This window comes from Sinobacterium norvegicum, from assembly GCF_923077115.1.
In the GTDB taxonomy this organism is placed as follows: Bacteria; Pseudomonadota; Gammaproteobacteria; order Pseudomonadales; family Sinobacteriaceae; genus Sinobacterium; species Sinobacterium norvegicum.
Genome location: NZ_CAKLPX010000001.1, coordinates 779,190 through 803,235, shown reverse-complemented (window position 1 = coordinate 803,235; position 24,046 = coordinate 779,190). Strand labels below are relative to the sequence as shown.

General features: G+C 50.2%; 20 protein-coding genes and 1 tRNA gene. 16 read left to right on the top strand and 5 right to left on the bottom strand.

All coding sequences use genetic code 11. From position 1 onward, the window contains the following. Window positions 1–176: 176 nt before the first annotated feature. From L9P87_RS03465 to L9P87_RS03425, 9 genes are all read left to right on the top strand, one after another. Entirely contained in the window at window positions 177–2,240 is a 2,064-nt protein-coding gene (locus L9P87_RS03465) for a TonB-dependent hemoglobin/transferrin/lactoferrin family receptor (protein WP_237443283.1), read from the top strand. 55 nt (window positions 2,241–2,295) lie between these two features. Beyond that, a complete protein-coding gene (gene hutX / locus L9P87_RS03460; protein WP_237443282.1) occupies window positions 2,296–2,688 on the top strand; it encodes a heme utilization cystosolic carrier protein HutX in 393 nt (130 codons plus the stop codon). 5 nt (window positions 2,689–2,693) lie between these two features. Further along, complete coding sequence (locus L9P87_RS03455; protein WP_237443281.1) at window positions 2,694–3,227, top strand: HugZ family pyridoxamine 5'-phosphate oxidase; 534 nt, start codon at window positions 2,694–2,696, stop codon at window positions 3,225–3,227. Window positions 3,228–3,289: 62 nt separating this feature from the next. Continuing rightward, window positions 3,290–4,627 (top strand): MATE family efflux transporter, encoded by a 1,338-nt coding sequence (locus L9P87_RS03450; protein WP_237443280.1) that lies wholly within the window; start codon window positions 3,290–3,292, stop codon window positions 4,625–4,627. Between the two features lie 26 nt (window positions 4,628–4,653). Beyond that, entirely contained in the window at window positions 4,654–4,896 is a 243-nt protein-coding gene (locus tag L9P87_RS03445) for a hypothetical protein (protein ID WP_237443279.1), read from the top strand. 59 nt (window positions 4,897–4,955) lie between these two features. Then, a complete protein-coding gene (gene modF, locus L9P87_RS03440; RefSeq protein WP_237444363.1) occupies window positions 4,956–6,368 on the top strand; it encodes a molybdate ABC transporter ATP-binding protein ModF in 1,413 nt (470 codons plus the stop codon). A 313-nt stretch (window positions 6,369–6,681) separates the two neighbouring features. Then, complete coding sequence (locus tag L9P87_RS03435; RefSeq protein ID WP_237443278.1) at window positions 6,682–7,287, top strand: c-type cytochrome; 606 nt, start codon at window positions 6,682–6,684, stop codon at window positions 7,285–7,287. A 9-nt stretch (window positions 7,288–7,296) separates the two neighbouring features. Then, window positions 7,297–8,493 (top strand): cytochrome-c peroxidase, encoded by a 1,197-nt coding sequence (locus L9P87_RS03430; RefSeq protein ID WP_237443277.1) that lies wholly within the window; start codon window positions 7,297–7,299, stop codon window positions 8,491–8,493. A gap of 73 nt (window positions 8,494–8,566) precedes the next feature. Further along, window positions 8,567–10,072, top strand: coding sequence for a parallel beta-helix domain-containing protein (locus L9P87_RS03425; RefSeq protein ID WP_237443276.1), 1,506 nt, complete (start codon window positions 8,567–8,569; stop codon window positions 10,070–10,072). A gap of 77 nt (window positions 10,073–10,149) precedes the next feature. On the opposite strand, the gene nadE is transcribed toward L9P87_RS03425, so the two are convergent. Continuing rightward, on the bottom strand, window positions 10,150–10,980 hold the full coding sequence (gene nadE, locus L9P87_RS03420) for an NAD(+) synthase (protein ID WP_237443275.1): 831 nt from the start codon (window positions 10,978–10,980) through the stop codon (window positions 10,150–10,152). A gap of 151 nt (window positions 10,981–11,131) precedes the next feature. Here nadE and L9P87_RS03415 point away from each other — a divergent pair, with 151 nt between their 5' ends. From L9P87_RS03415 to sigZ, 6 genes are all read left to right on the top strand, one after another. Beyond that, the gene (locus tag L9P87_RS03415) at window positions 11,132–11,851 is read left to right on the top strand and encodes a hypothetical protein (protein ID WP_237443274.1); all 720 of its coding nucleotides are present in this window, start codon (window positions 11,132–11,134) and stop codon (window positions 11,849–11,851) included. A 2-nt stretch (window positions 11,852–11,853) separates the two neighbouring features. Next, window positions 11,854–12,375, top strand: coding sequence for an SRPBCC domain-containing protein (locus L9P87_RS03410; RefSeq protein WP_237443273.1), 522 nt, complete (start codon window positions 11,854–11,856; stop codon window positions 12,373–12,375). Window positions 12,376–12,498: 123 nt separating this feature from the next. Further along, the gene (locus tag L9P87_RS03405) at window positions 12,499–14,625 is read left to right on the top strand and encodes an NAD(P)/FAD-dependent oxidoreductase (RefSeq protein ID WP_237443272.1); all 2,127 of its coding nucleotides are present in this window, start codon (window positions 12,499–12,501) and stop codon (window positions 14,623–14,625) included. Window positions 14,626–14,711: 86 nt separating this feature from the next. Beyond that, a complete protein-coding gene (locus L9P87_RS03400; RefSeq protein ID WP_237443271.1) occupies window positions 14,712–15,581 on the top strand; it encodes a LysR family transcriptional regulator in 870 nt (289 codons plus the stop codon). 54 nt (window positions 15,582–15,635) lie between these two features. After that, window positions 15,636–16,283: a trimeric intracellular cation channel family protein gene (locus L9P87_RS03395; RefSeq protein WP_237443270.1), complete on the top strand. Its 648-nt coding sequence runs from the start codon at window positions 15,636–15,638 to the stop codon at window positions 16,281–16,283. 3 nt (window positions 16,284–16,286) lie between these two features. Then, entirely contained in the window at window positions 16,287–16,856 is a 570-nt protein-coding gene (sigZ, locus tag L9P87_RS03390; protein ID WP_237443269.1) for an RNA polymerase sigma factor SigZ, read from the top strand. A gap of 416 nt (window positions 16,857–17,272) precedes the next feature. Here the strand turns inward: sigZ and L9P87_RS03385 are convergent, their stop codons facing one another. The 3 genes from L9P87_RS03385 to L9P87_RS03375 form a co-directional block, all read right to left on the bottom strand. After that, entirely contained in the window at window positions 17,273–18,556 is a 1,284-nt protein-coding gene (locus L9P87_RS03385) for a dicarboxylate/amino acid:cation symporter (protein WP_237443268.1), read from the bottom strand. Between the two features lie 207 nt (window positions 18,557–18,763). Further along, a complete protein-coding gene (locus L9P87_RS03380) occupies window positions 18,764–20,044 on the bottom strand; it encodes an NAD(P)/FAD-dependent oxidoreductase (RefSeq protein ID WP_237443267.1) in 1,281 nt (426 codons plus the stop codon). A gap of 223 nt (window positions 20,045–20,267) precedes the next feature. Then, entirely contained in the window at window positions 20,268–20,804 is a 537-nt protein-coding gene (locus L9P87_RS03375) for a YfaZ family outer membrane protein (protein WP_237443266.1), read from the bottom strand. A 315-nt stretch (window positions 20,805–21,119) separates the two neighbouring features. On the opposite strand from L9P87_RS03375, the gene L9P87_RS03370 reads away from it, so the two are divergent. Then, window positions 21,120–21,195 (top strand) — tRNA-Glu (locus L9P87_RS03370). Window positions 21,196–21,289: 94 nt separating this feature from the next. Here the strand turns inward: L9P87_RS03370 and L9P87_RS03365 are convergent. Continuing rightward, window positions 21,290–23,881: a PDC sensor domain-containing protein gene (locus tag L9P87_RS03365; protein WP_237443265.1), complete on the bottom strand. Its 2,592-nt coding sequence runs from the start codon at window positions 23,879–23,881 to the stop codon at window positions 21,290–21,292. Window positions 23,882–24,046 lie beyond the last annotated feature (165 nt).

The following is a 24,046-nucleotide window of genomic DNA, read 5'->3' as shown; positions in this document are numbered from 1 at the left end:
ACGAAAATCATCAGTGGCGATGTGAGTAGCAGAAGTCTAGCAATTCACTATTCGTAATGCAAATGAGAATGTTTAGCGTTTACATTTGGTTTTTATTGTTTTATTCTCGCCGTCTCGTTGAATAACCGTTTAATAAAAAATCGCCCAGTGATGATTTGTAGAAGTTGGAGTTTGTCATGAAAAACGTATTTCCAAGCCTGGCCATTGGAGGCTTCTGTTCTTTGGTCGTGCTGCAACCGGCTTATGCTGAAAGTCAGCAGCCCGCTGTTACCACCATGAAGAAGGTGGTGGTTTCAGCCTCGCGGATGGATCAAACAACAGAGCAGGCCAGTCGAAGTATTGACAGTGTCGACAAGCAAGCGCTAGATGAAATACAGGCAAACTCCGTTGCCGAGGCTGTTAAGTATGAACCCAACGTCAGTGTCGCTGGTGGCCCTGTCCCCGGTAATCAGTCAGTGAATATTCGCGGTATGTCTGGTAACAAGGTGTTGCAGGTTGTCGATGGCACCCGGGTGAATACCAACTTCAGCCACCGCCCTTCATATTTTCTTGATCCTGCGTTGCTCAGCTCTATCGATGTGGTGAAGGGGCCGGTCAGCTCTCTCTGGGGGTCAGGCGCTATTGGTGGTGTTGTTGCCCAGCAGACAATCAGTGCCGATGATTTAGTCGATGACGGTGAGTCTATTGGTGGCTTTGTCAAAGGGGGTTATAACAGTAATGGTGAGCAGTGGTCGACGACTGCTGGTGTTGCCGGTAAGCAGGGTGATGTCGATTGGCTGTTAGCGGGCACCTATCTTGACAGCGATACCATGGAGCAGGGCAACGGTGACACGTTATGGGGCAGTGAGACGAAAAATAGCACTGCCTTGGCCAAGATCAACTGGCAAATAAACGATGCTAACAAGGTGGGTATTAACTATCGTACGAGCACCAACGATGGCCACCCGCCGGTGGTCGGCAGTGCCGACGATCAGCTCAATGCCTCGGACAACTTGATTGACCGCACCACCGATGATGAGCATCTGGCGGTGAGTTATCAGTTTAACCCCGGCAGTGATTTAATTAATTTAGATTCGAAGTTGTATCAGAATAAAACTCGAATCGAAGAAACAAATATCAATAATGGTCTTGATGTTAGTGATATTGAAACCCTGGGTTTCTCGCTCACCAATAAGTCAGAGATTGGCGATTTTAATATCTTCACCGGTCTCGATGGCTACGAGGATGGCTTTGATACCGAGCGTCCAGGCTCTGGCGGTGGTGATGGCCGACCCAATCCGCCGGCCGATGCTAAGACCACGACTCTGGGCGGTTTTGTCTATGCCAATTATCAGCTGCTAGAGTCTGTGGTATTAGAGGCCGGTGTTCGTTATGACACCTTTAAATCAGAGGCGGAAGGCTTCGACAATAGTGAAGAATCGGCACTGTCGCCCTCGTTGGCGGTGACCTGGCAGGCGACAGATTGGATGGCATGGTCGTTACGTTATGATGAGGCATTCCGCGCCCCTGATGTCTACGAACTGTATATGGATGGCACTCACTTCGCCTTTTATCCCGGTGGCCCGAGTAACGTATTTGTGCCCAACCCAGAGCTGAAGCCAGAGAAATCAAAAAACGTCGAGCTAAAAGGTAACTTTGAGTTTGAAAATGTTTTTGCCGATGACAGTCTGAGTTTCACCGCCGCTGTGTTTGATAACAAGGTTGAAGACTTTATCGAGTTAAGTGTCTATGTACCAGAAAATATGCCGCCCACATGTTTTATTCCTGGTATGGGTGAAGGCTGTGCCGGCACCTCAACCTCGGACAATATAGCCAACGCTCGCCTAAAGGGTTTTGAGTTGGGTGCGGTCTATCAAATTGATGCGTTAACGGCAGCGTTATCCTACGGTCAGACTCGTGGTGAGGATGCCGACAGCGGCGAATACTTATCGGGTATTCCCGCCGATAAGTGGGTCGCATCGCTTGATTATGGTTTTTGGGATATCGATACCAAGTTGGGCGTCCGTGCGATAAAAACCAGTGATCAGAACCACGTGCCGAGCGATGATACTCAGGGGCCTTACGAGGGTTATACCACCGCTGACTTCTATGCAACATGGGAACCTACCGGTGAGTCGCTTGAAGGCGTCAAGGTTGATTTGACCGTGGCCAACGCCTTCGATACCAATTATCGCAACGCCTGGGCCTCAGTCTACGAGATTGGCCGATCAGTCCGTGTTTCGGCCCAATACAGTTTTTAATTTTTGTCATACCGGCTGGGTTAACCAGCCGGTGTTTTAGTCAGAGAGGTACATAGTGTTAGAGCAAACGCAAAAAAAAATGCCGGCAGAGCAAGCGATGCCGTTATTGCAGATGTTTAGTCAGTGGGAAAACACCACCACGATTATTCTTCATGGCGGCTCGGTGTTTGAGTTCAAGGGGGTGTTTCCACCGGGTGAAATGGCTCATGGGTTTTACAACCTCAAGGCCGGCACGGGTTTTGAAGGGCATTTAAACCTGGCCAAGGTTGCCGCGATTAGTTTTCAGAGTAAGGATCACCGTGGTCAAGAAAGCCATGCCTTCGTCTTTGAAAACAAGGATGGTGAGTGCGTTTTTAAGGTGTTTCTTGGTCGTGATGCCGCTGGGGTGTTACACGCGGAGCAAAAAACAGCTTACTTAGATATGAAACAACAGTACCAACAAGGGTAAATACCATGAAAAATAAAGCAATGGAAGTTCGATTAGGCGATGAGCTATTAGAGTTTCTCAATACCAGAAAAACGCTTAATTTGTCGACCCTCGACGAGGACGGCCACCCCTATGCTTCCTACGCCCCTTTTGCTATCGCCAATGACTGTATTTATGTATTACTTAGCGATATCGCGATTCATGGTGTCAATTTAAAAAATAATAACAAGGCGGCGGTTTTAATCGTTGAGGATGAATCCGAGGCGCAGACAATTTTTGCCCGCATCCGGGTTAACTACCAGGTTAGTGCAGAGCATATTGCCTTTGAATCAGGTGCCGATTACGATCAAGGTATTGCCTGTTTGTTTAATAAGCAGGGCGACAGAATTCATAACCTTCGTCAGATGACCGATTTCAATTTATTTAAATTAACGCCACTCGGCGGCCGTTATGTCAAAGATTTCGGTAAGGCCTTTACCATAGCCGGAAAAACACTGGCTGGTGAGAGTATTGAGCATCTACGTGATGGCCATAAGCCCCGCGTCAGCGCTGCCAGTTAATCACTAAATTATAATTTTCAAACCCAGACAGCGTCCTGTCTGGGTTTTTTTTTGAGGTTTTAATGACCAGATCATTTACCGAAGGCTCTATCAACAAAGCCTTAATTACGATGACATTTTCTTCTGTTATCGGCATGTTGAGCATGTTCAGTGTCGCCCTTGTCGACATGTATTTTCTAAGCCTATTAAACGATATCGATATTTTGGCCGGCATTGGCTTTGCAGGCTCGGTGCTGTTTATCACCGGCTCTGTTGGTATTGGCTTTTCGGTGGCCACCGGTGTGTTGTTGTCTCAGGCTGTCGGCCGCGGAGGCAAGGAAGAGGGCGCGACCTACTTTACCACGATTGTGGCGATTGCCGTGGCGCTGTCATTCTTACTGACGATGCTGTTATACCCTGTTTTGCTGCCTATTCTGCAGATGTTGGGCGCCTCGGATGCTGCCGCGGATCAGGCGATGCGTTATATGATGATAGTCTTGCCGACCATGCCATTGGCAACCCTGGCCATGGTCTTCAGCGCTTCGCTGCGCTCAGTGGCCGACCCGATGCGGGCGATGCGGGTCTCGCTGCTTGGCTCGGTGATTAATATTGTACTCGACCCACTGTTTATTTTTGTGTTGGATATGGGGCTTGAGGGTGCAGCCTGGGCAACCGTGGCGGCAAGGGTCGGCTGTTTTTTCGTGGCGATTTGGCTGATTCAGCGGCATCACCAGCTGTTTATTGTGGTGAGGTGGCCAAATTTAAAAGCCATTATTATGCCGGCATTGCGTATTGCCGCTCCTGCACTTATTACTAATTTGGCAACGCCGATTGGTGGCATTATTGTCATGTTATATTTAGCGCCGTTCGGCAGCGAGGCGGTGGCGGGTAATGCCCTGGTAGGTAGTTTGGCACCATTGTTGTTTTCGGTGTACTTCTCTCTCTCCGGTGCTGCGGGCCCGATAATCGGACAAAATATCGGCGCCAACAAGCCTGAGCGTGTATTGATGGTGCTGCGCAGTGGCATGATGGTTGTGTTGTCTTATACCCTGTTGGTGTGGTTAACCCTGGTGTTCATGGCGCCGTTGATTATCCGTTTATACGCTGTCGATGGCCTGGCAGCACAGATGATAATCACCTTTTGTTACTATCAAGTGCCGCTGGCCTCTGGTCTGGGTTTGCTGGCGTTATCGAATACGATTTTCAACAATTGCGGTAAGCCATTGTGGTCTACCGGCTTTAATGTTGTGCGCGCCACTGTTGCAACATGGTTGTTCTGTTCTGTCGGGGCTACACTGTGGGGAGCGCCGGGTGTCGTTGTTGCCTCTTCGCTTGCCATGATGCTATTCGGCTTGCTGGCGTTGGCTATGGCTTTTTATTTATTGTCACAACGATATCCAGCATTGTCTATGCAGCAGTAATAGCGATTTAGAGCAGGAGAAAGTGAATGAAGATAGGTGGAAACTGTAGCTACAGTCCGTTCAGTGGCGAGTGTGAAACTAAAAAAGTCGACCGTGATTTTGCCTATTTTGATATCGATCGCTTTATCGATGCCAAAATCCAGCTGTCGCGTTTTAGTATCGTGCCGGTGGTGGGCAGTCACTATCTGATAGAGGCTCAGTTGATTGACAGCGGCAGTTGTACACCGCTGATTATTGATACCGTGACCTTTGTTAAATCGCAGCATTGATTGGTGCTAGAGAATTACTGCAAGGGCTATTACACTGGACTAAATAACAATAGTTGAGTGTGGTAACAGTGATAGGTTTTAAGCAGATTGAGGCAGTTTTTGACGGTGATTTTCACCTCTCCATCGACAATTGGTCTATAGATTCAGGCCAGCATTGGGCGATTATCGGCGCCAACGGCAGCGGTAAATCGGCCCTGGCAGCCTTGTTTGAGGGTGAGGGTGAATTAGTCAGCGGTGAGGTATCCGGGCTGTGTGAGCTCAACATTGCGTCGGTTTCGTTGGAGCAGCAGCGCCAGTTGATTGAGCAACAATACTTACTTGATGATGCCGACAGTGTGGCAGAACTCAACGGCGGGCGTAGCGTCGATGAATTAATAGTCAGTGATGACAGTGAATACCGACTACAGTTAATCGAACAATTCTCATTGCAGCCGCTGTTGTCGCGGGGCTTTCGTAAGTTATCGACGGGGCAGACGCGAAAGCTGTTGATTGTCCGTGCGCTGCTACAAAAACCAGACTTGCTGGTGCTCGATGAGGTCTATGATGGCCTCGATACCGAGAGCGCAGCGATGCTAACAACGCTGTTGACCCAGCTCAGCGCCTATTGTCAGTGTGTCATGGTGTGTAACCGTTATGATGAGGTTGCCGACTTCATTAGTCACATCGCCAGTATCGACAATGGTATTGTCAGCCAGTGTTCGCGGGCCGATGCTGATGCACTGATTGGCCAGCAGTACCACCTTGCCACTGTCGACTTTGAGGTCCCTGCCGCGGTGAATCCACCACCGCCAGCATTGAAGCCTGAACTGCCGCTGGTAAAGCTACACAATATTCATGTTCAATACCGTGATGAAACCGTCTTCGACGGCTTCAATTGGACGATTGCTCCAGGCCAGCACTGGCAGCTGAGTGGGCCAAACGGCAGTGGCAAGACGACGCTGTTAAACTTGATCAACGGTGACCACCCGCAGTGTTACAGCAATACCATTGATGTTTTTGGCTTTCGCCGGGGAAGTGGTGAGACGATTTGGCAGATTAAACAATATATTGGTTATGTCTCAGCGTCGTTGCAATGGCAATACCGTGTGTCGATCAGTGCGATCAACGTCATTGTCTCAGGCTTTCACGATACCATCGGTATTTATCAGCAGATTACCGAAGCTGAGCATCATTGTGCGCAGCAGTGGCTGGGGTTGCTGGGAATGACGGCGTTGGCGAATCAGCCGTTCCAATCGTTATCCTATGGTCAGCAGCGGTTGTTATTAATCGCACGTGCATTGGTTAAGCATCCGGCCCTGCTGATTTTAGATGAGCCTTGTCAGGGCCTGGACGAATGGAATCGTGGCCTGATATTGACGCTGATTGAGCGTGTCTGTGAGGCGAGAGGTACAACGGTTTTATATGTTAATCATCATGCAAATGATGTTATACCATCGATTAAGCAGCGTTTGGAACTGGAGAAATATAGCTAAAAAAAGAGGGGGAGTTGTCTCCCCCTTAAATCTAGCAGGATAGAGAATATCCATGAGCGATAAAGGCTCTAGCTGCACGTTAGACCTGTTAGCAGAACGGCAGCGGATGGAAAACACTATATTGCAATTGATAATCATTCGCAACAATTAATTGAATTGTTTCGATAAATATCAGCACAACAGGCAAATAAAGATTCACAGCGCATTTTTTAATGGTACGATAGTGCCAGTATAATAATAAATTTGCATATCGTCATGCGATTAGCCAGCTCAACCTGGTCTTTAGCTGCCGATACTGCCACGAGGACTGTTGATGCGTACTTTACTCTCTGTTGTGTTATTACCACTTGTATTGCTGGCTATCAGCAGTCATGCCGACGAGGCTGCTTATCAATTGTGCGCCAGCTGTCATGGCGCCAATGCCGAGGGCGGTGCCACTGCTGGCAGCCCCGGCCTCAATCAGTTATCTGCCTGGTATATTGAGCGTCAGCTCAATAACTACCGTAATGGCATTCGTGGCGATGAAGATGCATTGGCCAAGACGATGAAACCCATGGCTGCGTCGCTGGTGGATGATGCCGCTGTGACGGCGATGGCAAACTATATTGCGGCTCTGCCCAAGACGCCAGTGATCGCTAAGTACCAGGGAAATATTAAAAACGGTGAAAACTATTTTAATCAAAAATGTGGCGCCTGCCATGGTACCGCAGCGGTCGGTAACCAGGCCCTAAATGCGCCTAACCTAGTCGGTCTTGGAGGAGAGTACATCTATCGCCAAATTGATAACTTTAAGCTCAAGAAACGCGGCATGCACCCCAATGATAAATTTGGCAAGCCGATGGTCTTTATGGCGGCAACCCTGCCCAATGAAGAGGCTGTGGTTGATGTGGTCAGTTATATCGAGTCGTTAGGGCAGTAGGGGGTGGCAATGTCTCGCGAATTAAAATTCAGTTATAGTTTGGTTAGCATTTTTGCCCTTGCCTTACTTTCTATGTTGAGTTGGTCTGTATCGGTCAGTCATACCAAGAGTAACAATCCTGGCCAAGCAGAGGTTGTATTAAACAACTTTTGTCCGCCGGGGTTTCAGTTGGTCAATCAACAGTGTCTGTTTCGCAGTCTTTACCAAAACTATGACTCGCTTAAAAATCAAGGTTTAGGCGGCTTGAAAATTGCGCTGCCGCCGGCGTATCGCGATGGCTTTAGCCCAGTGTTGATCGATCTCGGTCGCTATTTATTTTTCGACCCCATTCTGTCGCCAGATGGAAAAATGTCATGCGCCACCTGCCACGACCCCGACAAGGGCTTTAGCGACGGCCTAGGGCGTAGTTTAGGCTCTAATGGTGAACCGTTGGATCGTTCAGCACCGTCGCTATGGAATGTTGCATTCTATGATAAGTTTTTCTGGGATGGTCGTTCTAAAACGCTGGAAGAGCAGGCTGTTGGCCCGCTGTTTGATCCTCGTGAAATGGCTAATAATCCGATTCGGTTGCTGGAAACAATTAATGATAATGCCGCCTATCGGGGGCTGTTCAGGCAGGTTTATGGCCAGGGCACGACGATTACGTTGGATCAGATTGTAACGGCATTAACAGCGTTTCAGTCGACGCTGATTTCATTAAATAGTCGTTACGATCAATATGCCCACGGATATTCCGAGGCGTTGAATGAGGATGAAAAAGCCGGATTGAATGTTTTTCGCTCGTTTGTTGCTCGCTGCGGCGAATGCCACACGCCCCCCTTGTTTACCAATCAGCAGATGGCTGTTATCGGTACCCCAGAGCCAGAGGGTATGGCCAGAGATCTCGGAGCAGAAGGTGTCACCGGTGATCGTAGTCAACGGGCAAGTTTCAAAGTCCCCTCACTGCGTAATATCGCCTTGACCGCGCCGTACATGCACTCCGGACGCTTTGCTACCCTGCGAGAGGCGGCAGAGTTTTATACCAAGGGGCGTGGCCATGCTGTGCCAGCAGGGGAGGAACTCAGTATTCATTGGCATATTTGGGAGCCTAAGTTAACGGATCAAGAGCTTGATCGTGTCGTCGATTTCTTGCATACCCTAACCGATGAATCATTTAAACCAGTGGTTCCGCAGCAGTTGCCGTCGGGTTTGCAACTTGCCCATTAAAAAACAATGTACTTGATGATAAGATTTAAATTAATTGGATGATAAAAATAACAATGTTCTTGTTGGAGTTGAAATGAAAGCTATTTTAAAAATTGTGTTAGTCATAGTGTTGATTGCACTGGGTGTCGTCGCAGGGCGACAGATGGGTGCAGGGTCTTCGGCGGTGGTTATTGCGCCGGTGAGCCAAGCGGCGGCCATTGTTGGCGATGACTTCAGCCCCGATGAGGCGGCGGCGCAAATCAGCAATGTCTATGATGGGCAGACACATTTTGTCAATGATGGCGAGTCTATACAGGATGCGATAGAGCTGGCTGAGCCTGGCGATACTGTGGCCGTCATGCCGGGAACCTATAAACAAATTGTCTATATCGACAAGGACAATATTCGACTGTTAGGTGTGATTAAAAACGGAGAGTGGCCGGTCCTCGATGGCGAGCATCAGCGCAATGATGCGATTCTATATTCAGGCAATAGTGTCACCATTGAGAATTTTAAAATTATTCATTATAAAGGCAATGCTATTATGGGGCAGGCTGGTAATAATTTTATTATTCGGAATAACTGGGTAATAGATACCGGTGTCTATGGCATCTTCCCGCAGTATGGTAAGAACGGTTTAATTGAGCGCAATGTGCTTAGTGGCATCGAAGATGCGGCTATTTATGTCGGCATGTGCGATAACATCGATGTGCGTAACAACGAAGTGTTCGACAGCGTTGCTGGCATTGAAATCGAGAATACTCGCCATGCATTGGTGGAAAACAACTATACCCATAACAACACCGGCGGTATTTTAATTTTTATTACCCCAGGCCTGCCAATCAAAACAACATACGATGTGATTGTGCGTAAAAACTTTGTGGTCAATAACAATCACGAAAACTTTGGTGCGCCGGGTTCAATTGTCGCCGGTATTCCAGCCGGTACAGGTATTCTGGTGATGGCTGCGGACGACGTTGTTATCGAGGATAATATTATCAGCGGTAACGATAATGCCGGTATTACTATTACCGATTTAAGCATGGCGGCCAATGTTGCTAACGATCCAGATTCTGAGCCCAACCCCGATGGCATTAAGCTGTTAAATAATATGATGTTCAATAATGGTAATAACCCGGTCGGTGAATTGAAGGTTATTCTGGCTGCTACGTTTACCGATAAGGGGCCAGATCTTGCCGACACCGGTAAGGGTGAAAATAAGTGTGCGGCCAACTGGGGAGCGATCACTTCGATTAACCTCGGTCCTGATTACGCCCAGTGTGAGCCTTACAACACCCATCATATTCGTACCAAACTTTTGGCCGAGCCAGTCGCGCCACGTAAGGTGCCCAAAGAGCAGTTGGGTGAGCGTGGTTACTTTGGTATTTGCGCCGGCTGCCATGCCTACAGTGTTCGCATGATTGGTCCGCCAACGCAGATTATTCAGGCAATGTATATGGATAACCCCCAGGGTATTGTTGACTACATCAATGCACCGGTGAAAAAGCGTCCAGACTTCCCAGAGATGCCACCGCAAAATTACCTTGATGAAGAAACTCAAATGGCTATTGCCGAATATTTGTTGACGGTTACAAAGTAATCCACCGATATAGACTGTGATAAAAAGCCCTGTTAAGTTGACTTAACAGGGCTTTTTTTGTGTTTTACCGATGCGCCTTAGACGGGCGTTGGGATGGGGTCGCGTTTGTGGCAGGTCTTCAGATAGGTGCTAATAATTTTTTCTTCAGCCTTGGCGTCGATAGTTTTTCCTTCGAGGAAGTCATCGATTTGGTCATAAGTCACACCCAGAGCGATTTCGTCTTCAAGCTGCGGACGTCCCTCTTCAAGATCGGCCGTCGGGATTTTTTGATAAACCGAAACAGGGGCACCAAGATGCTTGGCCAGGGCGCGTACTTGACGTTTGTTGAGACCAAACAATGGCGCCAAGTCGCAGGCGCCATCACCGTGCTTGGTGTAAAAACCAGAAATGTTTTCGGCGCTGTGGTCGGTGCCGGGAACCAGGCCTTGATAGAGGCCGGCGACCTCATACTGCGCAGCCATGCGCATGCGAGCCTTGACATTACCCTTGTTGAAATCTTGGTTGAACGCGGTGGTGTCGGCCAGCCCGGCAGCGGAGACAGAGCGCAATACCTCTTGATGCATGCCGTCCGTCCCTGCCTCAATATTGATTACCAACGAGTGCATAGGCTTAATGAATTGCAGGGCTAGCTGGGCATCCTCCTCGTCGGCCTGAACAGAATACGGTAGACGGACGGCCATAAATTGATAGCCGTCTCCCTGTTGGTTGAGTTCTTCGACAGCCAATTGACACAGCCGGCCACAGGTGGATGAATCGACGCCACCGCTGATACCGAGGACTAAGCTTTTAAGACCCGCGCCGAGTAATTGTTGTTTAATAAAGTCGATGCGAAGACGCACCTGTTGTGCGATGTCGATCGATGGCTGTACTTTCATCTCAGCAATAATGCGCTGTTTTAACGTGTCCATGATTTACTCCCTAACGAATACCCAGCATTTTAACCGGATTGTTGACTATTACCAGCGGTTGTCGCCACCGGCATAGTGATTCGCTGGGGAAACTATGGCTTAATGACATTAATACTTACAAACATCAATAAATAAACGTTAGGGAATAACTATGAATGTATCCGTCAAAACCACTTTGTTAGCGGCAGCCGTGGTAGTGCTTGTTGGTTGTGAAAAATCAGCAGAGCCTGTTGAGCCAGCCCCCGTCGAGACGGCAACACCGGCAACAGAGTCTGTGCCGGGGATTGAAACTGAGCGGATGACAGTACAAGAGGGGGGGATTGAGGCGACAAAAATTGTTGAAACCTCAAATGAAAACGCCAAAACTGCCTTCGCTGCGACCACCGAAATTGAAACCCTCAGTGCCAAGGTTGTGGCTGTTGATCTGACCACTCGTGATGTATCGCTGGTTGATGTCGAGGGTAAAACCTTCGATTTTGTCGCCGGTGATGAGGTCAAAAATCTGGCGCAGATTAACCCAGGTGATACCGTTAAGGCTCGCTTCGCTCACCGCGTTAGCATCGAGTTGGTGGCAGCCAATGGTCAGAAGTTTTTACCGGAGGAGACCACTGTTGATACCCTGAACAGTGCCAAAGAAGGCGAGATGCCAGGCATTATTGAGGCCGAGAAAACCGTCACAGTCTATACCGTTGAAGCCATCGATTTAGAGAATAATACGTTTAAATTAAAGAATATCGAGGGTGGTATTAAGCAATTTACCGCCAAGGATCCAGCCAATCTGTTGCGAGCCAATATCGGTGATGCCGTGGTGGTGACCAAGACTAAAATATTTGCCGTCGAAGTGCTCAAGGCGGATGCTGAAGCGAGCTAATTTTGCTCTTATGGTTGAAGGGACTGATCAGCCTGCTGGCTGCTGTTATCGCACTATCGGTGTTGGTTGACAGTGATTGGGAGGTGCAACATCGGGTGGACATAGATGCCAGTCCCGACATTGTCTGGCAGTTGTTAATCGACTTGCCAGGCTATGCGCAGTGGAACCGTTACTCCCCCTCGGTGGAGGGCAACCTTGCTGTCGGTGAAGTGGTCTGGGTGGAGGCGCACCTCGATAACGAGGTGCGGCGTGTGCAAAACTATGTGTTATCAATAGAGCCACAGCGAGAACTGTGCTGGGGCTCCGCCGATTGGTATGGCTTCTTAGCCAACGGTATCCGCTGCCGCTGGTTGAGCAAGACCGCCGGTGGCGGCACCGAGCTGATTCACCATGAGGTGATGCAGGGGCCGTTGGCCTGGTTGATAGAATATTTATACCGGCCGCGTATCGAGCGTGGTTTGGCGCTGGTCGATAATTCACTGGCGACACAGGCCGAGAAAATAGCCGCCCAGTCTCGGCCATAGCGCACTTTCAGCAAGCTTAAACTTCGGTAATCTCCCCCGCTTATTTTCCCCGTCATGCCACTTCGCCAACAGACTGTGTTTTACTGAACAGTAACAACAGTAGGCGTGCAAGGTGAGGGTAGTATGGCGAGCAATTTCCCACAGTTAATCCAGTCGGGTCGGATTGGTTCGATGACGGTGAAAAACCGCATGATCGTGACGGCGATGGGGGTTAACCTGGCCGAGCCCGATGGCCACTGCGGTGAACAGATTATTGCCTTTCATGAACGTCAAGCCGAGGGCGGTGCCGGTCTGATTATTCTCGGTGTCACCGGTGTAGCTTGGCCGCACGGTGGCAATCTGCCGCGACAAATTGCTATTTCCGACGATAGGTTTTTACCCGGCCTAACGGCCATGGCCGAGGCTGTTCATCGTCACGGTGCCAAGGTTGCTTGTCAGTTGCACCACGGTGGCTTGGTTGCCGCCCAAGATAGTAAGGAGGGGCGGCCAATCTGGGTACCGTCATACCCTGAAAAGTCGAGCAGTGACCTTTTTGACGGCATGTTAGAAACTGAAATTGCAGTCTTTCATGATCCGGATGCACCGCCACCACAGTTACATGTGATGACCCAGGATGATATTAATACGCTGGTGGCACAATTTGCCGATGCTGCCGAGAGGGCGAAAAAGGCGGGGCTGGATGGCTGTGAGATTCATGCCGGCCACGGCTATATTATTTCGGAGTTCCTATCGCCGTTGACTAATTGTCGTGACGACCAATACGGCGGATGTTTAGGCAACCGAGCCCGGTTGTTACTCGAGATTATTACCGCCATTCGGGCGAGGGTGGGGCGAGAGTATCCGATCTGGTGCAAACTCGATTCTGAGGAGTTCGGCAAGAGTGAGGGTATTTCACTGGCCGATGCCAAGGCGACAGCCAGAATGACAGAGGCCGCCGGCGTCGATGCGATCACCGTCACCGCCTACCACGACCCCGGCCGCGGTGCGCTGCATTCTGAATCCAATATACCCCATGTGCCCGAGCGCTTGGTGGCCAATGCCACGGCGATGAAACAGGTGGTCAATATCCCGATTATCACCGCCGGCAGAATAGAACCCAGCGGTGCTGAGAAGCATATTAAACACGGTGACTTCGATTTCTTTGCCATGGGCAGAAAAATGCTGGCTGACCCCGATATCGCCAATAAGATTATCCTCGGCACACCAGAGCAGATTCGGCCTTGTGTTTATTGTTATTGCTGTGTCAGCCAAATTTACACGCTGAAGCCGGTCAAGTGTGCGGTCAACCCAGAGACTGCCTTTGAACGTGAGCGTAAATTACTCATCGCCTCCGATAGTGGTAAGCATATTGCTGTTGTCGGCGGCGGTCCCGCCGGCATGGAAGTGGCGCGGCGGTTATCGCAGCGCGGCTTCAAGGTGACGCTGATTGAACGCGATGACCGGCTAGGGGGCACGCTTCAGTTTGCCAGCATTGCCTACCCGCCTAACCAGCGCCTACTGGATTGGCTGAGCCGTCAATTGACCATATCCAATGTCGAGGTCATGTTAGAGACCGAGGCCACGACAGCGCTGTTGCAGCAACTCAGTGTCGACGAGGTGGTTGTCGCCACCGGCGCTGAGCGGTTGATGCCGGATATCCCCGGTGGTGATAAAGACTTTGTCTTCAGCGGCGATGAAATGCGCGCCTTGGTCTTGGCCCAAGACAACGCACAATTAACGCGAAAGACTAGCGCCACAACAAGATGGTTAGTGAAGGCCGGTGCACTCAGTAAGCTGACCAAGAACGCCGGTGTACTGCGTCAGGCATCCAAGCTGTGGTTGCCGCTGGGCCAGCGTGTGGTGATTATCGGTGCCGAGCTGGTCGGTTTAGAGTTGGCTGAGTTCTTGGCTGAACGCGGTCGCAAGGTCACTGTTGTCGACAGCGCCAACAGAGCAGGACAGGGCTTATATTTAGTGCGTCGCTTACGCCTACTGGAGGAATTAAAGCATCTCGGTGTGACGATTATTAACCGGGCGCAGCAGATAGCCATCGAAGATCAGCAGGTCAGCTATCAGAACTACCGTGGCCAGACTCGTCACCTCGATGCCGACCACGTGATTGTTGCCAAGGGAGCGACGGGTAATACCCGCCTCGCCGAGCAGTTGACCGAGGCCGGCTTTAACACTCATACCATTGGTGATTGTAACGGTGTTGGTTATATCGAGGGCGCAATAGCGTCGGCGGCAGAGCTGGCGGTTAAGATTAACTGATCAACGCGGTGTTGGGCAGGCAATCTGATCAGTGATGGTGTATTATTTTGACTGATTGATTCACATTGCTTTGAGAACACCGTGTAATGATTAACCCCGTGCTATTACGCAGTTTCTGCCTGCTGGCGGAGCTTGGCCATTTTACCCGCACCGCAGAACAGTTGCATATGACGCAGTCTGGGGTGAGCCAGCATATCCGTAAACTTGAGCAACAGTTGGAGACAGCATTGTTGATTCGTCAGGGTAAGTCATTCACCCTGACCGACGCCGGTCGACAGCTGTATGAGCGCGGCAGCGAGATACTACTTGCCCTGGATGCGCTGGAGAAATCGGTGCGCGAGGATGCCGCCGAGGCAGGCGTGGTACGTGTGCTATCGCCGGGCAGTATTGGTCTAAAACTCTATCCGCAGTTGTTGGCGTTACAGCAGCGATTTGAAAAACTAGTCATCGATTACTCGTTCACCTCTAATGAAGGGGTCGAGGCCGCGCTGGCGAGTTTCGACTGCGACCTGGGTTTGATGACGCGTCCCTCGCTGCTCGATGAGGTGTATTGCGAGCCGATTGCCGAGGAGGCGCTGGTGTTGGTAACGCCTGCCGGCTTTGACAGTGTTGCCTGGTCCGATTTAGTCGAGCTGGGCTTTATTGCCCACCCCGATGCCAGCCATCATGCTAGTTTATTACTGCGCGAAAACTTTCCCCAGTTTCAACACTGTGACCAATTCATCAAACGTGGTTTTTCCAATCAGATTCACCTGATTCTCGAACCGGTGGCCCGCGGCTTAGGCTTTACGGTATTGCCAGCCTTTGCCGTTGAGGATTTCTCTGACCAGCAGCGTGTTACTGTTCATTCGCTGGCGGTGCCGGTCTATGAAACACTGTATCTAAGCTATAATCGGCAGACAGCCTTGGCTAATCGGGTGAAAACAGTAATTCATGCGGTACATCAAGCGTTGTAGTGCAGGCTATGGTGAAAATAGCGGCAAATTCATTTAAACGGCGAAATACTGACAGTGAACGAACAATTATTCAGTCATTTTTATTTTTACGGTGACCTACTGGGCACGGCTGTCTTTGCCGTCAGCGGTGCCCTGGCTGCCGCTGAAAAACGTATGGACATCCTCGCCTTTTGTTTGTTCGGCGTGTTGACAGCGATAGGGGGTGGTACTGCACGGGACTTGATTTTAAACCGCGATGCTGTTTTTTGGGTGGCCGACGATATCCATTTACACATTGCATTAGCCAGTGCTGTCATGACTTATTTCTTTGCCCACTCGTTGTCCTCAATCAGCAAGCCGCTGGTATGGATGGACGCGGTCGGCCTGTCTATATTCTGCGTGCAGGGTTCGGCGGTGGCGCTGACACTGGGTGCCTCACCCACCGTTGCCGTGGTCATGGGTATGATGACGGCGACTTTTGGCTCTATTATTCGCGATACTATTTTAGACCGCCCAGCAGTATTGTTAGGCCCCGAGATCTATGTCTCGGCAGCGTTGGTGGGGTCTACGACCTATGTCATCATGGCCGAGTATGACGCCATTAACACCCTGGCTCTGCTCACCGGCACGGCTGCAGCGTTTACACTGCGTGCTGCCGCCATCATCTTTGGTTTGCAGCTGCCTAAGTTTAAGGGCATCAGTGGCTATAAGCGGGGTCGCTAGTCTATGAGTGATTTACAGCTGGACGCTATCTGGGCAGAGTATCGCAGCAGTATCGAGGCGTTTTTGCACAGCCGCATATCAAACCGCAGTGAGGTTGAAGACTTGCTGCAAGAGGTGTTAATCAAAACCTATGAAAACCTCACCTCGTTGAAGAATAGTCAGAGCGTAAAGGCGTGGCTGTTTCAAATCGCTAATCACGCCATCATCGATTATTACCGGCGCACAGCCAAGGGGCGAGGCCTGAGTGAGGACGATCTGTGGTATGGCGGTGAGGACGACGATGTTCGCCAACAGCTGGCGCAGTGTATTGCGCCCTTTATTCAAGGCCTGCCCGACGATGAGGCGGCATTGTTAAATGCCGTCGAGCTACAGGGTATGTCACAAAAAGAATACGCCGAGGTGCACGACCTTAGTTACTCCACCCTGAAGTCGCGGGTGCAGAAAAGCCGTAGGGATTTGCGTGCGCTGTTCGATGGCTGCTGTCAGTTTGACCTCGATAAAGACGGGCGTTTGATCGAATTTGAGGAAAAACCAAAGCCCTGTCCGCCGCCGGCGGGAAAATTAGGCTGTTAAGGTTACGCTCTGATAGGCGTTGAAAATCCCACTGTAAAAGTCGATTTGATGGCAAGAAAGCCAGTCGCGTGAAGTTTTTTGAAAAAGTGATTTTAGAGGGTGATACCGTTCGGTGGCGCCGCTGAGTATGCTTCATCACAGCCTCTAGGTTTAACCTTTGCCACCATTGAAAAGGCCGCGGGCAGGGTGATTGGCTCGTCTCGCTACATGGTTGCCGGCCTAGCCAATAGCCATGCCGAGATAGAGACCACTTTTTTGCTAAATCATTTCAACGTGCCGCGGTGAATGACGAGACCAAGTTGCTGATGCTGAGCCACGCCTTGGCATTTAAGTTGGCACAGGGCTGGTTTTTTCGAGACCATAAAAAAGCCGCTGAGCGGCTTTTTTATGGTGGTTGTTTTCGGAGAGTAAACTAACTAGCCATTGGCAACAGGGTTGTTCGCCGTGGTGGGATCGTTGTAAATCTCTTCGTCTAGCTGATCTTCGCTTTTGGCTATCAGTGTCGTCACCATGAGGTCACCGGAGACGTTGACTGCTGTTCTGGCCATATCCAATACCCTGTCAATACCGGCGACAATGGCAATACCTTCCATCGGCAGGCCGACGGTGCTCAGAATCAGCGATAGCATAATGAGACCTGCACCGGGTACGCCGGCGGTACCGATAGAGGCCAGAGTGGCGGTGATAATAATGGTGAAGTAGTCGGCCATGCTGAGGTCGATGCCAAAGGCCTGGGCGACAAACAGGGCGCAGACACCTTGATAAAGGGCAGTACCATCCATGTTAATTGTGGCGCCCAGAGGCAGGACAAAACTGCTAATGCCTTTTTTAACACCGAGTTGATTTTGTGCTGCCGCCAAGCTGGCTGGCAGGGTGCCGGCGCTGCTTGAAGTGGTATAGGCAATAGCTTGAGCGTTAGATATGCCCTTGAAGAAGCGGGCAGGGCTGAGGCCTCCCAATACTCTGATGGTGGTGCCATAGAAAAAGTAAATGTGCAGCAGACAACCGATATAGACGGCGAGTACGACCCAGACTAAGTTACCTAAGATCTCCAGCCCGTAGGTACCGGCCACCCAGGCGATCAGGGCGAAAACACCGTAGGGTGCGAGACTCATAACAATTTCTGTTAGCTTGTACATGGCCTCAGCCAAGCTTTCAAAAACAGCAATTGCAGGTTTCCCCTTGTCGCCAATCAATGCCAGTGAGACGCCTAGGAAAAGGGCGAAGACGATGATTTGTAGAATATTACCGCTCGATAGTGCGTTTACTGGGTTGGCGGGCACCAGCGCCAGTATCGTTTGTACTAAGGTGGGAGCTTCCTTTACTGTTTCAGCGTTGATTGGGTCTGCGACCAGGTTCATACCAGCACCGGGAGCAAAGAAATGGCCCATGGCCAAGCCGATGGAAATGGCAATGGCGGTGGTGCCCAGGTACAGAACGATTGCTTTGATGCCAATACGCCCCATGGTGGTAGAGTCTTTCATCGAGGTGGTGCCGACAATTAATGAGCAAAATACCAGCGGCACAATAAGCATTTTAATGGTGCTGACGAATAGGTCGCCAATGGGTTTTAGCCATACTGCATCTTTGCCCAGGATCAAGCCGACGATGACGCCGAGGGCCATGGCAATAATAATTTTTTTCCAGAGGGCGAGGTTAATCCAATGCCGAAGCGGGTGAGTGCTGGTGCTGGTAGTCATGATGTAATCCCTGAATGACGAGGTCGCTGAGGTAAAAAAATAGTAATTAAAGGCGTCAAAATCGACATAATTACCGTTGATTATAGCCGACATTCTAAGGGGGTGGTGTTCTTTAAATATTGCGAGATATCAAGAAATTATTAGTTCTCCCCCGGGAGGGAGAAAGCGCCAGCACGGCGCCATTGCAGCGCCGGGCAGTATTTAACATTAATGTAGCTTAAGTTTTGGCCGAACCAGGCTGTTAAAGCGACCAGCGGTGAGTAACATAATAGTCTTAGGCCAGCCAAATAGTGCCGCCTGATGTAGACGATAAAGACCGATATACATAACTCGGGCTAGCCAGCCTTCAACAAAGAAATTGCTGCCGCGTAGGTTGCCCATCATATAACCAACAGAGGCAAATTTACTCAGTGATACCAGTGAACCCTTGTCGTTGTATTTGAAGCTAGTCAGTGGCTTGTCGTTGATCAGATTAACGATATTCTTTGCCGTGTGCTTAGCCATTTGCTGGGCAGCCTGTGCTCTCGGTGCAATCGGCTTGCCATTCTCATCGGGGCAGCTACAGCAGTCACCAAAGGCAAAAATAGTGTCATCGTTAGTGGTTTGCAGTGTTGGTTTGACCAACAGCTGGTTAATGCGATTACTCTCCAGTCCCGCTATTTCGGAGAGAAACTTAGGAGCTAAAATACCCGCGGCCCAGACTAAAATATCGCCTTTGATAACGCCGTCCTTGGTATTGAAGCCCTGCTCGGTCACGCTGGTCACCGCGGTTGAGGTGTGGACTTTGACCCCCATCGCTTCTAACTGTGCACGGGCTGCATACGAAATACGTTCTTTCAGCGCCGGCAGTAACCGCTCACCAGCCTCAATTAATTTGACGTCCAAGCGGCTGCGATCGAGTTCGTCGTGACCGTAGAGCTTCAGTAGATCGATGGCATGATGAATTTCCGCGGCCAGCTCAACACCGGTGGCGCCGCCACCAAGGATGGAAATCGACAATGGCTTTTGGCTGTGGTTGGCGCTGAGGCAGTTGTTGAGAAACTGGGTGCGAAAGCGATCGGCCTGGGCGCTGGAGTCGAGGAAATAGCAGTGTTGCTGTACCCCGCCGACTCCAAAATCATTGCTGCGACTGCCTACCGTAATACACAGATAGTCGTAGTCGAGTTGACGAGCGGGCAGGATCTCGCCACCACTGTCGTCGTCGATAGCACTGAGTTGCACGGTTTTGTTGTCTCGGTCTATAGCCGTCATGGTGCCGAGTTCAAAGTTGTAGTGATTGACCTTGGCATGCGCTCGATAACTGATGGCATCGAGATCAGTATCAAGAGAGCCGGTGGCCACCTCATGAAAGCGCGGCTTCCAGATATGCGAGTGATTGCTGTCGACTAAGGTGATTGACGCCCTGCCTTTCTTGCCGAGTTTCTTACCGAGAAAAGTCGCTAACGGTAAGCCGCCAGCGCCTCCTCCGACGATCAGTATTTTTTTCATTATTAACAATCCGCTATAAATTTTTAGTGGGGCTATTGTAGCGATGATAATTACGGTGGGACAGAGGCAGGCGGGGAGTGGGGCAAGATTTTACTGTTTGCTGGTGTGAATCAGCCTGGTATTTGTTTTAATCTGCTGATTTTTATGGCTATTTTCTATGATTATAGCGTCAATTGAAATGCCTATACTGGCGAGAAAGCGGCTGCGTTTCCCGCCGCAGGGGTTAAAAACTCATATTCATGCCGAAAAAGAAGCCTTTGAAAATCTCTTCGCGGCCATACTTTTCGACTTTTGCAGAGGCGTCGCGATAGCCGACGGACACGGAGGCATTGGGCACGACTTGAAACACTGCGCGAATTTCTGCATCGGTCATACCTTCGATATCGCTGAAGCTTAAGATACTGGGGGCATAGTGTAGGCCTGCTTCGACGCGAAACTGGTGGGTAAAGTGTAGGGCTCCGGTGCCGCCTAAAGCCATCCCGTAACCGTCGCCGTTATCGAGGTCGGCATAAAACACACGGCCGCCTAACTTGGCGCTGAACATGCCTTCCTGGCCCTTGGCATAAAGTCCACCACTGAAGACACTGCCGTTGTCCTCTTCATATAACCAACTACCATCCCACGCCATGGTGTCTGACTCCGAGCCATATTTAAACTGCGCGGCATGTTCGCTGATATTGATGCCGAGATCAGAGGCATGGCTGTTGGCGGCGACCAGGCCACCAGCGATTAGAGTGGTGGCAAGTATTTTTTTAAGCATTTAAGGGTAATCCTTGTTAAACATTGAATAAGGCAGTGTCAGCGCTAAAATACCGAGTTGATATACAATTTCCAACGACTTTCGATCAAATTTTTACTCAATGAATGAAAATTAAGTGCTTTAGTGTGACAGACTTAGCAATTGAGTCGAGATATCGTCAGCCGGCGACCTCAGCGGTTATTTTCCGGCCTTTGGAAAAAAGTGCTTGCAATAAAAAGTGAGTTCTATAATATTCGCCCCGTCTTGAGGAGTTGGCCTCCTCAGAGCAAGATCGAAGCGACTGTTTCAGTGGTTGAAAATCTAGCAAGGCATCGCGTCCCGTTCGTCTAGAGGCCTAGGACACCGCCCTTTCACGGCGGTAACAGGGGTTCGAGTCCCCTACGGGATGCCATATTTTAAAAGCCCGCTTATAGCAATATAAGCGGGCTTTTTGTTGTCTCCAATTTGTCCTCGCCGACCAGGCCGGGACCTGCCTGGCTCTTTGGTTATATCAGCTGTTCAAGTAATTGCTTTAACTGTTCGAACTCGAAGGCGTTGGTCAGCTCTGTGATGGTATCGGCGCCCTGCTGTTGGCTCTCGGGCAGGTCTTGGCAGATCGCCAGAATAGCGGTGATATTGTTCACTTTGACGGCGCGCAGCAATTGAATGACAGTGTGCTGATCTAGCTGCTGCAGGCTATCACCGGCACTCTCAGCAACTGCTACGGTGTGCGATTGCGGTGGGGTGACGAATGGTTGTGGTGTCGAACCCGTGGGTGATATGTCGCTGTAACGGACATGACAAAGCCGCTGGATTTTCTCAAATAACTCGGCGGCCTTAAATGGCTTGGCGAGAAAACCATCGAAGCCGACGGTGCTGGCCTGGTGCTTAAACTCGGGGAAAACACTGGCGGTAATCGCAATAATGGCCAGCTTGTTACTGCTGTGGTGTTGACGGATCAACTGCACTGCCTCGATGCCGTTCATGTTCGGCATACGGATATCCATCAGCACCAGGTCAAAGTGCTGGTCGCGCAGCATGTTGACCGCCTGCAGACCGTCGTTGGCGGTTCGGCAGTGGAAACCGGCATTGGTTAATAGGTAATCCAACACCTCTCTGTTGGTCTTGCTGTCGTCGACAATCAACACCTCCAGCGGTGGCGACTGCAATTGGGCAAACTCATAATTCTCGCCGACGCTGACGGCGTCAATGTCATTGTCGCCACTCTCTACCAAGGGCAGCTCGATGCAGAATTGGCTGCCCTCGCCAACGGTGCTTTCGACGGTTAGATAGCCTGACATCTGCTCGCAGAGTTGGCGGCTGATAGCGAGTCCGAGCCCTGTGCCGCCGGCGACTTTCCCTGCTTCCATTTGCTTAAAGGGGGAAAATATCTGCTCCAAACTATCGGCCTCAATGCCGCTGCCGGTATCGATGACATCGAAGCGTATACGGTTCTTTGGTTGCTCGTATACTTTTAGCGTGATACTGCCGCTGTCGGTGAACTTGATGGCATTGCTCAGCAGGTTAATCAGTATCTGACGTAGCTTGCGGTCGTCGGTATCAATGATGCGTGGGACTTCTGGTGAGGTAATCACGGCAAAGGTGAGCTGTTTGTCCTGTGCCCGCACGCTGATAATATCGGAGACATCCTGTAATAATTTGTGCAGGTCGGTACTGCTGATATCTAGCTCAATTTTACCCGCTTCAATCTTAGATAAGTCCAGTACGTCATTGATTAAGCTGAGTAGGTGGTCACTGCAGTTAAGCAGCGAGGCCAGCATGGCAAGGTGTTCGCTGCTGGCCTTGCCATCACGCTGCATGACTTGGGCATAACCCATGATGCCATTCAGCGGTGTCCGCAGCTCATGGCTCATGTTAGATAAAAATTCACTCTTGGCTCGATTAGCTTCCTCTGCTTCTAGACGTTCGGCGTGTTCTATCGAGAGCCGTTCTATATTGGCCTGTAAATCGCTATTCATCTGGTTGAAAGCGTGGGATAGCTCGCCAATTTCATCGTTGGTTTCAGGCAGTGTTATCCTATTGGAAAGATCGCCTTGAGCAATCTTTAAACTTTGATTACGTAATATGCGCAGTGGTAGGGTAAGCCGTTTGGAAATAAATAAAATGGTACCGTTGGTCAGCAGGATGGCGATGATAAACGGCAGCACGATATAGGGAATATAGCGATTGAAGGCGCTGCTGGCATTGCTGGCCGGCAGGGTGGCGATGAGTACCCAGTCGGTCGAATTAATTGGGGTGTAGGCAACCAGGCTGTGTTCGTTTTTAAATAAGCCATCGAGGGTAATCGTACCGCTGCCTCCGGCCGTTAACAGGTCGCCAATCTGGCGGTAGTCGCTGGGTTGATGTGTTTGTAACTGCTGATAAATGTCCTTAACCATAATATCTTCAATATGGGGGGAGTAGACAAACTGGCCCGAGTCGCCGGTGATAATGGCAAATTGCATGGCCTTATCGGCACTATCGCCGAGCTGTTTTTCCAGTCCCTGCAGGTCAATGTCGACGGTGATGACGCCGCGAAACACACCTTTTTTGTAAAAGGGAACGGAATAGGTGGTCATTAAGATGTTGCCAGCGCCGTCATCAAAATAAGGCGCCGTCCATAAACCGGTGTGTTCAGATTTAGGTCGGTGCCACCACTGCCAATGGGGATCATTATACCAGTCGAGTACATCCCGGCTGATATTCATCGCGATAATTTCCCCATTGTTATTGTAAACATAGGGTGCAAATAATTCGTTGCCAGGGCGATAAGTGCCTGGTTCGAAGGCGATGGCAGAACCGTATATTGGCGTATTGTTAATCACGTTTGAGCGTAGTATTTGATAGAGCTGTGCCTCGCTGATATCCGGCACGGTATCAAGAAAACTGGCGCCAGTATCGGCCACCTTGGCCGCCTTAGAAATGTACTGATTAAATTGAAAGGCGCTGACTTTGGTGATTTCGCTGATCGACTGTTCGGCCTGACTCTTGGTCTGTGACCAGGTCGATAACAGAATGTTGGTCAGTGCGAGCAGGTAGATAACCGTGGTGGGCAATGCGATGAACAGGAGCATTTTGTTACGGATGGAAAGGCGCATTACATACTCTTCGTTATTATATAGTCGCTGGTCAGTAGGGCTATTCTCAGTTTAATCAACGGTTAAGTCAAACGTCATAGGTGTGTTGCGGGCTAGAGCTTACGCGACTTTTCAGGCCGTTATCGCTGCCGTTTAGGGGGGGCGAAAAAATACTGTTGATTTATA